12 protein-coding genes are annotated in these 14,680 nt (G+C 63.9%); all 12 read left to right on the forward strand.

Translation table 11 applies throughout. The features are described 5' to 3' along the window. Positions 1 to 192 (forward strand): hypothetical protein (locus ACYP01_RS18830; RefSeq protein ID WP_459681685.1); only part of this gene is annotated, 192 nt, incomplete at its 5' end. A gap of 220 nt (positions 193 to 412) precedes the next feature. Next, complete coding sequence (gene mraZ / locus ACYP01_RS18835) at positions 413 to 844, forward strand: division/cell wall cluster transcriptional repressor MraZ (RefSeq protein ID WP_003941779.1); 432 nt, start codon at positions 413 to 415, stop codon at positions 842 to 844. 190 nt (positions 845 to 1,034) lie between these two features. After that, the gene (gene rsmH, locus ACYP01_RS18840) at positions 1,035 to 2,048 is read left to right on the forward strand and encodes a 16S rRNA (cytosine(1402)-N(4))-methyltransferase RsmH (RefSeq protein ID WP_007730079.1); all 1,014 of its coding nucleotides are present in this window, start codon (positions 1,035 to 1,037) and stop codon (positions 2,046 to 2,048) included. Then, on the forward strand, positions 2,045 to 2,689 hold the full coding sequence (locus tag ACYP01_RS18845; protein WP_003941715.1) for a hypothetical protein: 645 nt from the start codon (positions 2,045 to 2,047) through the stop codon (positions 2,687 to 2,689). The genes rsmH and ACYP01_RS18845 overlap by 4 nt, the downstream gene beginning before the upstream one ends. After that, a complete protein-coding gene (locus tag ACYP01_RS18850) occupies positions 2,686 to 4,560 on the forward strand; it encodes a peptidoglycan D,D-transpeptidase FtsI family protein (RefSeq protein WP_003941764.1) in 1,875 nt (624 codons plus the stop codon). Before ACYP01_RS18845 ends, ACYP01_RS18850 begins: the two co-directional genes overlap by 4 nt. A 167-nt stretch (positions 4,561 to 4,727) precedes the next feature. Next, positions 4,728 to 6,362, forward strand: a complete 1,635-nt coding sequence (locus tag ACYP01_RS18855; RefSeq protein WP_042921840.1) for a UDP-N-acetylmuramoyl-L-alanyl-D-glutamate--2,6-diaminopimelate ligase — start codon at positions 4,728 to 4,730, stop codon at positions 6,360 to 6,362. Then, the gene (locus ACYP01_RS18860; RefSeq protein ID WP_065456587.1) at positions 6,359 to 7,912 is read left to right on the forward strand and encodes a UDP-N-acetylmuramoyl-tripeptide--D-alanyl-D-alanine ligase; all 1,554 of its coding nucleotides are present in this window, start codon (positions 6,359 to 6,361) and stop codon (positions 7,910 to 7,912) included. Before ACYP01_RS18855 ends, ACYP01_RS18860 begins: the two co-directional genes overlap by 4 nt. Beyond that, complete coding sequence (gene mraY / locus ACYP01_RS18865) at positions 7,909 to 8,991, forward strand: phospho-N-acetylmuramoyl-pentapeptide-transferase (protein WP_003941699.1); 1,083 nt, start codon at positions 7,909 to 7,911, stop codon at positions 8,989 to 8,991. The genes ACYP01_RS18860 and mraY overlap by 4 nt, the downstream gene beginning before the upstream one ends. Positions 8,992 to 8,996: 5 nt before the next feature. Beyond that, positions 8,997 to 10,520: a UDP-N-acetylmuramoyl-L-alanine--D-glutamate ligase gene (gene murD, locus ACYP01_RS18870; RefSeq protein ID WP_081557981.1), complete on the forward strand. Its 1,524-nt coding sequence runs from the start codon at positions 8,997 to 8,999 to the stop codon at positions 10,518 to 10,520. Further along, the gene (gene ftsW / locus ACYP01_RS18875; protein WP_003941724.1) at positions 10,517 to 11,995 is read left to right on the forward strand and encodes a putative lipid II flippase FtsW; all 1,479 of its coding nucleotides are present in this window, start codon (positions 10,517 to 10,519) and stop codon (positions 11,993 to 11,995) included. The genes murD and ftsW overlap by 4 nt, the downstream gene beginning before the upstream one ends. Next, positions 11,992 to 13,161 carry an undecaprenyldiphospho-muramoylpentapeptide beta-N-acetylglucosaminyltransferase gene (murG, locus tag ACYP01_RS18880; protein WP_003941767.1) on the forward strand — a complete coding sequence of 390 codons (1,170 nt, stop codon included), beginning with the start codon at positions 11,992 to 11,994 and terminating at the stop codon, positions 13,159 to 13,161. Before ftsW ends, murG begins: the two co-directional genes overlap by 4 nt. After that, positions 13,158 to 14,666 (forward strand): UDP-N-acetylmuramate--L-alanine ligase, encoded by a 1,509-nt coding sequence (gene murC / locus ACYP01_RS18885; RefSeq protein WP_030537033.1) that lies wholly within the window; start codon positions 13,158 to 13,160, stop codon positions 14,664 to 14,666. The genes murG and murC overlap by 4 nt, the downstream gene beginning before the upstream one ends. The last annotated feature ends 14 nt before the right edge of the window (positions 14,667 to 14,680 follow it).

A 14,680-nucleotide genomic window follows, 5' to 3' on the forward strand; every position in this document is an offset into this window, starting at 1 on the left:
GCGAATCACTCGCCACTCCTGCTGCCTCAGGGCATGCCCGCGGGCTTCCTCCACTTCGCTCCACTCGGCCCTCCACTTTCCTCCACCCTGGTCGAACTGCAACGCACGACCAGACCTCGTCCCGCTCACGTCTATTCGAAAACCGCGCTTGTACTGCGATTTTGTGTGGGGGAGCAACAGATCGTGGCGTAAAGTGTCGATCTGACGGCGGTGTGGGCCGGGACACGGTTGCAAATTTCCCCCACGTCTCCCCACCTGCGCTGACCTGCTATTTATCAGCAAATGATGCTGAATAGGGACCATGTGCTCCTTGTTTGTGGGGGAAAGTGGGGTACTGTGGGTTCGGGCGGAGAGCTGAAGCACGATCCGCTCGATAGGGAGGGTTTCAGCGCAAGCTCGCAGGAGGTGTCGAGTGTTCCTCGGTACCTTCACGCCGAAGCTCGACGACAAAGGTCGGCTCACGTTGCCGGCAAAGTTCCGAGACGAACTGGCAGGAGGATTGATGATCACCAAGAGTCAGGATCACAGCCTCGCCATCTACCCCCGGGACGAGTTCGTCAAGCTTGCTCGAAAGGCAGCGGCAGCTCCACGCAATGATCCGGCAGCTCGGGCGTATGTCCGTGCTCTGGCCGCCGGCACAGATGAACAGCACGCCGATGCCCAGGGGCGAATCACCCTCTCGGCTGATCATCGGCGTTACGCAAACCTGTCCAAGGAATGCGTAGTGACCGGCTCCGTCGATTACCTCGAGATCTGGGATCTAGCAGCCTGGGAGAGGTATCTCGGAGACAACGAAGAGGACTATTCGCAGGCAACAGGCGAATCTCTCAGCGAGATCGTCTAGGCGAAGAGCCCCCGGCGAATGCCGCGAGGCCTCTGCCCGGAAAGACCCTGACGCACTTCCCCAGCGCCAGGTTCTCCTTCGGGCAGGGACCTCGAAGCATTCGCCTTCTCGAACAGTCATCGCCTTCTCGGAAAGTCAGCACCTTTTCGAAAAGTCATCGGAAATCATGAAAGTAGGAGCCGGAGCAATCATGGTGGATCACGAGGTGAACGAACCCTCGGATGCCGATGGCTTCGCGCACGTCCCTGTACTTCTGCACCGCGCCGACGATCTTCTCGGCCCTGCCATCACCGCCGTCGGTGACGGTGGAGCGGGCGCATACATGATCGATGCGACGTTGGGGCTCGGTGGCCACTCCGAATTCTTCCTGGGCAAGTACCCGGGCCTTCACCTCATCGGTCTCGATCGCGACACCAACGCACTCCGGATCGCTTCCGAGCGTCTGGCGCCATTCGCGGACCGAACGACGTTCGTGCACACCACGTATGACGGGATCGAGGACGCGCTCGAACAGGCAGGTCTGCCGTCGACGGAGTCGGTTCACGCGATCCTTTTCGATCTGGGTGTGTCGTCGATGCAGTTGGACGAAGCCGACCGAGGTTTTGCGTACTCGATCGACGCTCCTCTCGACATGCGGATGGATCAGACGGTCGGGCTGACCGCGGCAGAGGTCCTGAACACCTACAGTCACGGCGACCTTGCTCGCATTCTGAGCACGTACGGCGAAGAACGGTTCGCGGGAAAGATTGCGTCCGAGATCCTTCGGCAGCGTGAGCGTGAACCCTTCACCACCAGTGCAGCTCTGGTCGAATTGCTGTACCGAACAATCCCGGCAGCCACGCGGCGTACGGGGGGACACCCGGCCAAGCGCACCTTCCAAGCGCTGCGGATCGAAGTCAATGCCGAGTTGGATTCGCTTCGTGCAGCCGTTCCTGCCGGGCTCGACGCACTGGCAGTCGGTGGGCGAGTGGTGTTCATGTCCTACCAGTCGCTCGAGGATCGAGTTGTGAAGGCGGAGTTGGTTCCCCGCTCGAAGTCCACCAGTCCTGAAGGACTACCGGTCGAGTTGCCGGGTATGGGACCGGAGTTCCGCATTCTCACCCGTGGCGCAGAACGTGCGTCAGAGCAGGAAATCGAAGAGAACCCACGATCAGCTCCGGTGCGTTTGCGTGCCGCAGAACGCATTTCCAGGAGGCGGGCATGAGTCGTCAGGGCAAATCCGGTGCAGCGCAACGTGCATACGACAAGCGCACCGCACGGGCGGCAGGCCGGACCGGAACTGTCGCTGCTGCCGGCCCGTCTATCTCTCCTCGGGCGATGCTCAAGGGGAGAGTGCCGTTCGTCGCCTCCGTCATCGGACTTCTGTCCATCGGTCTCGCGGTGACTCTGCTGCTGACCACTCGCGCTGCCGAGGATTCGTACCAACTCAGTGATGCACGTGCATACAACCAGTCTTTGGTCGAGCAGAAAGCAGCGCTCGAACGTGACTTCCAGTCGCGTAACTCGGCTCCGGAGTTGGCAAATCAGGCAAGCGCTCTCGGCATGGTCCCCGCCAAGGACCCTGCACGACTGGTAGTTCATCCGGACGGTTCGGTCGAGGTCGTCGGAACGCCGACTCCCGCGACTGCCGGAGCTATGCCTCCGCTCGATGCGCCCACATCGGTGCCCGCACCGACTGCGACACCCCCGCGCACCACGACGCCGGTTGCTCCCGGAGCCACGCCGAGCGTTCCGAATAACACGCGAAACCTCGCGCAGAGTGAACAATTGGTTCCTGTGATCCCCACGACGACAGCACCCGCCACCACGACGGCGGTGCCTGCTCCGCCTGAGGAACGTCGGTGAGTCAGAACTCCCGTAACAACCCCGGTCGGCGTCCGCGCCGCTCGGCCACCGCCTCATTTCCGTTTCGTCAGCGAGTCGGTCGTATCACCATGTGTGGTGCGCTCGCCGTTGCGGCATTGCAGCTCTTGTGGATTCAGGGAATCGACGCGCCGAGTCTGGCTGCGGAATCTGCCAATCAACGAACCACGACCCAGGTCGATCCGGCTGTACGTGGCTCGATAACCGATCGCAACGGAAACCCCCTCGCCTTCACCATGGAAGCCAAGGCGCTGACTTTCCAGCCGGTGCGGGTACGCAAGGAACTCGAGGAAGCGCGCGCCAAGAGCATCGAGCAGGGAGCCGAGGGTGACAAGCAGGCGCCGGAAGTGAGCGATCGCCTCGCCGAGATCGCCGCCGGAATCCACGCCAAGCTCGGCGATACCGTTCCGGAAAAAGATCTGCTTCAGAAGATGAACAGCAACGAGACTTTCACGTACCTCGCGCGCAGTGTGGATCCGGCGGTTGCTGCCGAGATCTCGGACAAGTTCCGGGAGGTCGGCCTCGAGCGTCAGGACATCCGCGAGTACCCCGGTGGCTCTCTGGCCGCGAATCTCGTCGGCGCGACCGGCTGGGACGGGCACGGTTTGCTCGGTCTCGAAGATTCGATGGACTCCACGCTCGCCGGAACCGATGGATCCGAAACGTATGACCGCGGTTCCGACGGCGCTGTAATCCCCGGTAGCTGGCGTGACAAGCAACCGGCAGTCAACGGTTCGGGTGTCGAGCTGACCATCGATTCGGACCTCCAGTTCTACGTTCAGCAGCAGGTCCAGATCGCCAAGGACAAGTCGGGCGCAAAGAACGCTTCGGTTGTGGTCATGGACTCCAAGACGGGACAGGTGTTGGCCATGTCCAACGACAGCACCTTCAACCCCGCAATCGGCATCGACAAGAACGCGCCGACAGCCGAAATGGGCAATCCGTCGGTCAGTACGCCGTTCGAGCCCGGATCGGTGAACAAGATCGTCACCGCAGCAGCGGCCATCGAGGACGGTAAGACAACTCCGGACGAAGTTCTGCAGGTCCCGGGCAGCATCACGATGTCCGGTGCCACAGTCAAGGACGCGTGGGATCACGGTGTGGCCCCGTACACCTCTACCGGTGTGTTCGGAAAGTCCTCGAACGTCGGCACCTTGATGCTCGCTCAGCGAGTGGGCGAGGATCGCTACGCAGACATGCTGAACAGGTTCGGCCTCGGACAACGCACCGACGTCGGACTTCCCGGCGAGAGCGCGGGCAGCGTTCCGAGTCGCGACCAGTGGTCCGGCGGAACCTTCGCGAACCTGCCGATCGGGCAGGGTCTCTCGATGACAACCCTGCAGATGACCGGGATGTACCAGGCCATTGCCAACGACGGCGTGCGTATTCCTCCGCGGATCGTGAAGTCGACTGTCGATTCTTCCGGCACGCGGACCGAGACCCCGCAGCCCGAGGGCGTCGAGGTGGTCAGCGCCCAGACAGCGGCGACCGTTCGGGACATGTTCCGGTCGGTCACTCAGGAAGACACCGGCAACCAACGAGGAACCGGTGTTGCCGCGGGCGTCGAGGGATACCAGGTCAGTGGAAAGACCGGGACCGCGCAGCAGGTGGATCCCGCGTGCAAGTGCTACTCCAACTCCAACTACTGGATCACCTTCGCGGGAATCGCGCCTGCGGACAATCCTCGATTCGTGATCGGAATCATGCTCGACGCACCGGTTCGCGGCGTGGACGGCGGCGGCGGTCAGTCGGCGGCACCGTTGTTCCACAACATCGCGTCGTGGATGCTCCAGCGTGACAGTGTCCCGATGTCGCCGGACCCCGGTCGCAAGTTGGTGTTGCAGGCGGACTGATTGCGGTGTGTCGGTTTCGACACGGTCTTCGGGTGAATCCCGGACACGGTAATCTCAAACGTCGCAGTAACCTCATTCATCGCAGTGCGCCGAACTTTGCTTGCGTTGCGACCGCCATAGACAACGACCGCGATAGAACAACGACAATTGCCAGGAGTCGAGTGACAGTGCCGAATCGTTTGCAATCGTCGAACTCGGACGGCGCTCCCGGGACGCGTCCGACACAACCGGTTGCTACCGCGATCACGGCGCTCTCCGAACTGTCCGGGGCTCGCCTCGAATGGGTGGGGCAACCGGGATCACAGTCCTCGGAGGTCGTCGTCAAGGGCGTCGACCTGCGTGCGCAGGGAATCGTGACCGATGACCTCTTCGCCGCTCTGCCCGGTGCACGGACCCATGGCGCTCAGTTCGCCGTCGACGCTCTGGGGCGTGGTGCGACCGCGATCTTGACCGACGAGGCCGGCCTCGAACTGATCGAGGCCGCGGACAAGGCGCCTGACCGGTCCGTCCCAGTTCTCGTTCATCCGAACCCGCGGGATGTGCTCGGTGAGATCTCCGCGGAAATCTACGGCCGGCCCTCGGAGAAGATGCAGGTCGTCGGTATTACCGGCACATCGGGCAAGACCACGACGTCGTACTTGCTCGAAGCTGCGATTGCCGGAGCCGGCCGCAAGCCGGGCCTGGTCGGGACCATCGAGACTCGAATCGACGGCCGCCGGGTGCCCAGCGCTCTGACCACGCCGGAGGCTCCGCAACTGCATGCTCTGTTCGCCGTGATGGCAGAGCAGGGGATCGATACCGTCGTCATGGAGGTCTCCAGTCACGCTCTCGCTCTCGGACGCGTCGACGGCATCCGCTTCGACATCGGCGCGTTCACCAATCTTTCGCAGGACCACCTGGATTTCCATCGGGACTTCGAGGAGTACTTCCAGGCCAAGGCTCGGTTGTTCGATCCCGAGTCGACGGTGCGAGCCGAGCATGCCGTCGTCTGCGTCGACGACGTGTGGGGTCGACGGATGGCCGAGTTGGCCGCGACCGACGAGAGCGACGCGGTGACAACGGTCTCGACCTCGACGGCCGAGGCCGAGTGGACGGTCGGCGCAGTCGAGGTTGCCGAGGACGGCTCGCAGACCTTCGAGTTGGTCGGGCCGGACGGACAGTCGTGGCCAGTCTCACTTCGTCTCCCCGGGCGATACAACGTGGCCAACGCTGCGCTGGCGTTGACCGTCAGCTTTGCTGCGGGACTCGACCCGGACGCGGCTGTTCGAGCGCTCGGGACCGTGGACGTCCCGGGGCGAGTTCAGCGGATCGACCGGGGGCAGAGCTTTCTCGCCGTGGTCGACTACGCCCACAAGCCGGCAGCGCTCGAAGCCGTGATCGCCACGCTGCGCAACCAGGTTCCCGGCCGAGTGGCCGTGGTGGTCGGTGCGGGCGGTGACCGCGATGCCGGCAAACGGGCACTCATGGGTGAAGCGGGTGCGCGAGGCGCAGACCTGCTGATCGTCACCGACGACAACCCACGCACCGAGGATCCGGCGAAGATTCGCGCTTCGGTGATGCAAGGCGCCATGGACGTGCCCGAATCCGAACGCGGAGAGGTTCGCGAAGTGGGGGACCGGGCCGCCGCGATCGAGCAAGCAGTCCGGTGGGCACAGCCAGGAGATGTCGTCCTGGTGGCAGGCAAAGGCCACGAAGTAGGTCAAGAAATCGACGGGGTCAAACACCCGTTCGACGACCGCGAGGTGTTGGGCGAAATGATCGGCCGATTCGCGATCAACACAGCACATGGAGGCAAGCAATGATCCCGATGACGCTCTCTCGGATCGCCGAGATCGTCGGAGGAACCCTGCACGACGTCGACGATTCGTCGACGCAGGTGACTGGAACCGTCGAATTCGATTCGCGCAAAGTAGCTCCAGGTGGGCTCTTCCTCGCCCTACCCGGAGCGCGTGTCGACGGTCATGATCACGCGGAAGCGGCGGTGGCAGCGGGCGCTGTGGCGGTGCTCGCGGCGCGGCCGGTCGGAGTTCCGGCAATCGTCGTTCCATCGGTGCCGAACGACGGTCCCAGTGCAGTGATGCTGCTCGAACACGACACCGACGGGTCCGGAGCCGCGGTCCTGCATGCCCTCGGCCTTCTGGCCAGGGCCGTGGTCGACGAACTGGCAACTGATGGCACACCGGCCGATGGTGGACTGACGCTGGTCGGTGTCACCGGTTCTGCCGGCAAGACCTCGACCAAGGATCTGATAGCAGCGCTGCTGCGCGAGTGCGGCGAGGTGGTTGCGCCCCCCGGGTCGTTCAACAACGAATTGGGTCTGCCGTGGACAGTGCTCCGCGCCGACGAGAAGACCCGCTTCCTCGTTCTCGAGATGTCGGCCCGTGGGGTCGGTCATGTCGGCGAACTGACGAAGATCGCGCCGCCGAAGATCGGCGTAGTTCTCAATGTGGGCACTGCCCATCTCGGTGAGTTCGGTTCGCGTGAAGCGATCGCGGTCGCCAAAGGTGAACTGGTGGAAGCACTCCCGTCGGCAGCCGACGGTGGAGTTGCGGTCCTCAACGCCGACGACCGCATGGTCGCCGCAATGGCGAGTCGAACCAAGGCCCGGATCGTATTCGTCGGCCAGTCGGAAGACTGCGACGTTCGGGCGACCGACGTGGTTGTCGACGACCAGGCCAGGGCTTCCTTCACACTGAACTGTTCACAGGGTTCTGCACGTATTCGCCTGGCCGTTCACGGCGAACACCACGTGAGCAACGCCCTGGCCGCGGCGGCCGTCGCACTCGAGAACGGCCTCGCGGTTGCAGACATCGCACGTGTCCTCGAGGGCACGAAGGCAGCGTCCGCGAGGCGGATGGAAGTCACAGAGCGCGCCGACGGCGTCACCGTCGTCAACGACAGTTACAACGCCAATCCCGATTCCATGCGCGCCGCCCTCAAAGCGTTGGTGTCCATGGCGCGATCGGATCGGCACTTCGGTCGCCGTAGCTGGGCTGTGCTCGGAGAGATGGGTGAGCTCGGACCGGAATCAGTTGTCGAGCACGACGCGATCGGTCGCCTTGCCGTCAGACTCGATGTCAGCAAGTTGATCGTCGTCGGGACGGGCCGCACCTCGCGTGCGATGCATCAAGGTGCGGTGATGGAGGGGTCGTGGGGTGACGAGTCCGTCGTCGTGCCCGACGCAGCTGCGGCAATCGCCATTCTCGAAGCGGAACTCGAACCGGGCGATCTCGTCCTGGTGAAGGCGTCCAAGTCGGTTGAACTGTGGACGGTCGCCGAAGCGATACTGGCTGCAACGCCCAACACCGACAGCGAGAACACCGATGGTGAGAACGGCGGGGATTCGCAGTGATCCAGATTCTTCTCGCCGCAGGCATCGCGCTGGCGGTCTCCATCATGCTCACGCCGATCCTGATCAAGGCGTTCTCGAAACAAGGTTTCGGGCAGGAGATCCGAACCGAAGGTCCAGCCAGTCACCAGGCCAAGCGCGGCACTCCCACGATGGGCGGCGTCGCGATCCTGACCGGAATCTGGGCCGGCTATCTCGGCTCACACCTCATCGGTCTCGGCATGGACAACGCGGAGGGACCGTCGGCGTCCGGCCTACTCGTTCTCGGTCTGACCACCGCGCTCGGTGGAGTCGGTTTCCTCGACGACTTCATCAAGATCCGCAAGCAGCGCAATCTGGGACTGAACAAGACAGCGAAGCTGGTCGGCCAGTTCGTCGCTGCCATTGCCTTCGGAATCCTGGCCCTTCAGTTCCGCGGTGACGACGGGCTGACTCCGGGCAGTGTTCATCTGTCGTACGTGCGCGACATCGCCACCGTCTCACTCGGGTCCGTGGTCTTCATCGCCTTCTGCTACCTACTGGTCAGCGCCTGGTCCAATGCCGTCAACCTGACCGACGGCCTCGACGGATTGGCCGCCGGTGCGATGAGTTTCGTTCTCGGCGCCTACGTCATCATCACGTTCTGGCAGTTCCGCTACTCGTGCGAGACGAATCCCGGCAAGGGTTGCTACGACGTCCGAGACCCGCTCGACCTTGCGGTGCTCTGCGCGGCAGGCGCCGGCGCGTGCATCGGATTCCTCTGGTGGAATGCCGCACCCGCCAAGATCTTCATGGGCGACACCGGTTCTCTTGCCCTCGGCGGCATGCTCGCCGGATTGTCGATCACCACCAGCACGGAACTGTTGATGGTGGTCATCGGTGCACTGTTCGTCGCAGAGGCCGCGTCGGTGGTGATCCAGGTAGCGGTGTTCCGGTCCAGCCGACGGCGGGTCTTCCGAATGGCGCCGTTCCATCACCACTTCGAACTCGCCGGGTGGGCTGAAACCACGGTCATCATCAGATTCTGGTTGCTGGCGGCTATTGCGTCGGCTATCGGATTGGCACTCTTCTACAGCGAATACCTCGCAGCGCTCGGAGGCTGAAAACCATGACCAGCTCAGCGGATTCCGAGAACGACCTGTCCTGGCTCCGCGGTACGCGAGTGCTGGTCGCCGGTGGGCGGGTGTCCGGTCAAGCGACCATCGAACCTCTCGTCGCCCTCGGTGCTGTCGTGACGGTTGCCGATTCGACCTTGGACTTCGCGGAGCGCTGCGCGGAGCTCGGCGCGGACATGGTGACCACCACCTCGATCGAGGATGCTCCGGATTCGATCACCGAGTACGGGCTCGTCGTCACCAGTCCGGGCTTTCGGCCGGATGCACCGATCCTTGCAGCCGCCGCCGGTCACGGGATTCCCATCTGGGGAGACGTCGAGTTCTCCTGGCGCGTCGACCACAGCGGGCACTTCGGCACACCCCGTAAATGGCTCGTCGTGACGGGGACGAACGGAAAGACAACGACGACGTCGATGCTGGCCTCGATTCTCGACGCCGCCGGAGTTGTCGGCCGAGCCTGCGGAAACATCGGGCTGCCGATACTCGACGCACTCGCCGAGACGTCGCCGCGCGTGGAGTACCTCGCTGTCGAACTGTCGTCCTTCCAATTGCACTGGGCGCCTTCGGTGCGTCCGGATGCCGGCGTGGTCCTCAACGTCGCCGAGGATCACCTCGACTGGCACGGCGGAATGAGCGCGTACGCCGAGGCAAAGTCGCGGGCGCTGAGTGGAAAGGTCGCGGTGGTCGGCCTCGATGACGCGATCGCTTCCGAACTGGGAACTCGCGCAACTGCAGACATTGTCACCGGGTTCAGATTGGGTGAACCGGGCGAAGGAGAACTGGGTGTCGAAGCGGGACACCTCGTGGACAACGCATTCGGCGATCACGTCCGCTTGGCCGAAGCAGCGTCGATAGATCCCGCCGGCCCGGCAGGCGTCATGGACGCGCTGGCCGCCGCCGCATTGGCGCGGGCACTCGGATTCGAGGCAGACGTCGTCGAACGCGGTCTGGCCGCACACAAGGTCGGCCCACACCGAGGGGCGCTGGTCGGCCGTGTCGGGTCCGTTGTGTACATCGACGACTCCAAGGCCACCAATCCGCACGCAGCCAGACCGTCGATACTCGCGCACGATCGCGTCGTCTGGGTTGCAGGCGGTCTGCTCAAGGGAGCCAGCGTCGACCAATTGGTGAGCGAAGTCGGCCCTCGACTCTCCGGCGCTGTCCTTCTCGGGCGTGACGCTGGTGTGATCGAGGACGCGCTCGCGCGACACGCACCCGATGTTCCCGTGGTGCACGTGATGTCGGGGGACGATGCAGTGGTGAGCGAAAACAGCAGCAACTCGACTCTCACCATCCGGCTGCCGTCGGGTGCCGACGCGGATGCCGTCATGGCCGCAGTGGTAGTCGAAGCTGCCGAGTTGGCGTCCCCCGGTGATGCAGTTGTACTCGCCCCGGCCGCCGCGTCCTTGGACATGTTCGCCAGCTACGGACATCGTGGTGACAGCTTCGCCGCCGCCGTCGCCGCATTACCCGATCCGTTCACGGATTCGCCTGGCCAAGCCGGGAACTTGCGATGACCAAGGGTCCCAAGACCCGAATCGGTGCCTGGTTGGCGCGGCCGTTGGCGTCGTTCCACCTGGTGGTGACGATTGCCACGATGTTGACTGTCTTGGGGCTCGTGATGGTTCTGTCGGCGTCGAGCGTCGAGCAGTACGTGTCCGGTGGCTCGGCGTATTCGTTGTTCACCCAGCAGTTGATCTTCGCGATTCTCGGAGCTGTGCTCTTCTACGTCGCGCTCCGGATCCCGGCGAGAGTGCTCCGGCAGTATTCGTTTCCGCTGTTCGTCGTCGTGCTGATCATGCTGGTACTCGTCCTGATTCCGGGAATCGGCACAGAAGCGCAGGGCGCGCGTCGCTGGTTCAACGTCGGCGGGTTCTCGGTGCAGCCCTCGGAAATCATGAAGGTCGCCTTGGCGATCTGGGGCGCGCATCTGTTGGCCTCGAGGCGTCCGGACGACCGATCCGTGAAGTCGATCCTGATTCCGCTCGTGCCCGCAGCAATGCTGGTCTTCGCCTTGGTCGTCGCGCAGCCGAACCTCAGTACGACCATCGCATTGGGAATCATCGTCGGGGCCCTGCTGTGGTTCGGTGGGCTGCCACTGAAGCTCTTCGGCTCGATCGCGGTGACGGGCGTCGTCGTGGCGGGCGTGCTGGCGATGACGGCCGGTTATCGTTCCGATCGAGTTCAAGCCTTCTTCAACAAGAGCGACGACCTGCAGGGCAACAACTATCAGGCCAAGCAGGCTTTGTATTCGCTCGCCGACGGGGGCGTTTTCGGACGCGGACTCGGTCAGAGCGTCGCCAAGTGGAACTACCTACCCAACGCGCACAACGACTTCATCTTCGCGATCATCGGCGAAGAGTTGGGATTTGTCGGCTGCGCAGTGGTGATCGGTTTGTTCGCTGTATTCGTCTACACGGGATTGCGGATCGCAGCCCGCAGCATCGATCCGTTCTGGCGGCTCCTGTCGGCCACTGCAACTACCTGGATCGTCGGCCAGGCAATGATCAACATCGGTTACGTCATCGGACTGCTGCCGGTGACCGGACTCCAGTTGCCCTTGGTCTCCGCCGGCGGTTCGTCCTTGGCGATCACGTTGTTCATGTTCGGTGTCATCGCCAATGCAGCGCGCCACGAGCCCGAAGCAGTTGCCGCTCTGAACTCCGGGCAGGACGGCAAGATCTCGAAGTTGCTCAGACTGCCGAAGCCCGTGCTGTACCACCCGCCGTCAGGGGGCCGGCCGATCCGTCGACCGAAGCCCGCACGGCAGATCGAACCGGCACGCGGACGCGACGGCCGGCGCGCGATCGAGACGGGCGATCGACGCAAGCGGGCAGATCAAGGTGCTCGCCCTTCCTCGGATTCCAACCGAGGTGCGGCCGCTGGGTCACGGAAGCGCACCGCGGGAGGGCAGAATGGTCAGCGTCGGCAGGCGCCGACACGTAGGGCACAAGATCCACGAGAAGTTCGAGAGCGAGGAATTCGTAGGTGAGCGGCAACAAATCGGCTCTGTCGGTAGTGGTGGCAGGGGGAGGCACGGCTGGTCACATCGAACCCGCACTTGCTGTCGCGGACGCGGTCAAGGCCGCTGCGCCCGACACCAGAATCACTGCGCTCGGGACGGCGCGTGGTCTCGAAACCACCTTGGTGCCGGCTCGCGGGTACACGCTCGAGCTCATTCCCCCGGTTCCGCTTCCTCGTAAGCCCACGATGGATCTCGTCAAACTGCCGACACGCATCCTCGCCTCGGTGCGCAAGACCCGTGAGGTACTCGATTCCGTCGACGCCGACGTGATCGTCGGTTTCGGTGGTTACGTCGCGCTTCCGGCGTATCTTGCCGCACGTGGCGGTGTTCTTCGGCGCCGCCGCAAGATTCCGATCGTCATCCACGAGGCGAACGCCAGTGCCGGCATCGCGAACAAGATCGGTGCTCGCCTGGCGACGCGGGTGCTTGCTGCTGTTCCGGGTTCCGGAGTGAAGAACCGCGGCGATCAGGACGCCGAGATCGTCGGCATCCCGGTTCGCGCGTCGATCGCCAATTTCGATCGAGCGGGACTCCGCTCGCAAGCTCGCGAGTACTTCGGACTACCTCAGGACGGTCCCGTTCTGCTCGTCTTCGGCGGATCGCAAGGCGCGAAGTCGCTCAACGACGCGGTGTCCGGAGCAGCGGAAGAACTGGCGAAGGCCGGGATCTCGGTCCTTCACGCACACGGACCCAAGAACTCCCTCGAAGTCACGCAGTACTCGGAGACGGCACCGTATGTGGCTGTTCCTTATCTTTCGCGGATGGATCTCGCGTATGCCGCAGCCGACGCGACTATCTGTCGTTCGGGCGCGATGACGGTCGCCGAGGTCTCGGCGGTCGGGCTACCGGCCGTCTACGTTCCGTTGCCGCACGGCAATGGTGAGCAGGAACTCAACGCGAAACCCGTGGTCGCAGCGGGCGGCGCGATCATCGTCTCCGACAACGAGCTCACGCCGACGTTCGTCGCCGGTACCGTCGTCCCGATGCTGAGCGACAGCGCGCGCCTCGACAAGATGAGCAGTGGCGCTGCCAACGTCGGGCACCGCACCGCGGCAACCGAGATCGCACGGATCGTGCTCGACATCGCGGCAAAGGAAAACGCCGTCCAGGAAAACGCAAGGGGAAACCGATGACCGCGCTGCCCGCCCACCTCGAGCGAGTACACATGGTCGGAATCGGCGGCGCCGGTATGTCCGGCATCGCGCGAATCCTGCTTTCCCGCGGGGGTCTTGTCTCAGGTTCGGACGCCAAGGAGAGCCGAGGAGTCCTGGCGCTCCGTGCACGCGGGGCACAGGTCCGGATCGGCCACGACGCCGATGCTCTCGACCTGCTGCCGGGTGGTCCGACCGTCGTCGTGACGACGCACGCGGCTATCCCGAAGGACAACCCGGAACTCGTCGAGGCCGCTCGCCGCGGAATCCCGGTGATTCTTCGGCCGGCTGTCCTTGCATCTCTGATGCAGGGCAATCGCACGTTCCTGGTTTCGGGTACACACGGCAAGACGTCGACGACCTCGATGCTCGTGGTCGCCCTGCAGCACTGTGGTTTCGACCCTTCGTTCGCCGTTGGCGGCGAACTCAACGAAGCGGGAACGAATGCCCATCACGGCAGCGGTGACGTCTTTGTCGCCGAGGCGGACGAGAGTGACGGGTCGCTGCTGCAGTACGACCCCAACGTGATCGTCGTGACCAACATCGAGGCCGATCACCTCGACTATTTCGGCAGCGTCGAAGCGTATGTGAAGGTGTTCGACGATTTTGTCGACAAGTTGCGTCCGGGTGGGCTCTTGATTGCTTGCCTCGACGACCCGGGATCGGCGGATCTCGCGAAGCGAATCGTGGCCTCGGGCCGTTCGGACATCCGGGTACTCGGCTACGGATCGGCAGACGCGCAGGAAGTGGAGGCGGGCACCGCCTTCGAGCCTGTCGACGGCGTCGAGGTCGGAGTCCGACTACTGGGCTTCCATGCGCACGACGTCGGGGGAGTCCTGCAGTTCCACCTGGCGGGCGAGAGCGCCGCGCGAACCGTGCGGATGGCAGTGCCGGGTCGTCACATGGCGCTCAACGCACTTGCGGCTCTACTGGCTGCCCGTGACGCCGGCGCCGAGACGGAGGAGATCGTCGAGGGGCTCGCCGGATTCGGTGGCGTACACCGCCGGTTCCAGTTCACCGGCCGCGAGCGTGGTGTCCGGGTGTTCGACGACTACGCCCACCATCCGACCGAAGTTCGTGCGGTTCTCGGCGCGGCGGCGGATCTGGTTCGACCGGAGGACGATTCGTCGTCGACCAATTCGGCGGCCGGACGCGTGATCGTGGTCTTCCAACCTCATCTCTATTCACGCACCGCCGCGTTTGCCGAGGAGTTCGCGCAGGCGCTGGACTTGGCCGACGAGGTTGTCGTTCTCGATGTCTACGGCGCTCGCGAAGAGCCGATGCCGGGCGTCAGTGGAGCGCTGGTCGCTCAGTCGGTCACGAAACCTGTTCACTATCAACCGGATCTGTCGCAGGCGCCGAAGCAGGTGGCGGCGTTGGCTCACCCCGGCGACATCGTCATCACGATGGGTGCCGGTGACGTGACCATGCTCGGCAAACAGATCCTCGATGCTTTGCGTTCGGCGCCGCATCCCGCGCCGCGATGACACCCGACGCACGA

The organism is Rhodococcus sp. no. 34 (assembly GCF_054589475.1).

Coding starts and splice junctions, on each gene's coding strand:
- murD (WP_081557981.1), top strand. CDS start 8,997: ATGACCAGCTCAGCGGATTCCGAGAACGACCTGTCCTGGCTCCGCGGT.
- ftsW (WP_003941724.1), top strand. CDS start 10,517: ATGACCAAGGGTCCCAAGACCCGAATCGGTGCCTGGTTGGCGCGGCCG.
- rsmH (WP_007730079.1), top strand. CDS start 1,035: ATGGTGGATCACGAGGTGAACGAACCCTCGGATGCCGATGGCTTCGCG.
- murC (WP_030537033.1), top strand. CDS start 13,158: ATGACCGCGCTGCCCGCCCACCTCGAGCGAGTACACATGGTCGGAATC.
- ACYP01_RS18860 (WP_065456587.1), top strand. CDS start 6,359: ATGATCCCGATGACGCTCTCTCGGATCGCCGAGATCGTCGGAGGAACC.
- ACYP01_RS18845 (WP_003941715.1), top strand. CDS start 2,045: ATGAGTCGTCAGGGCAAATCCGGTGCAGCGCAACGTGCATACGACAAG.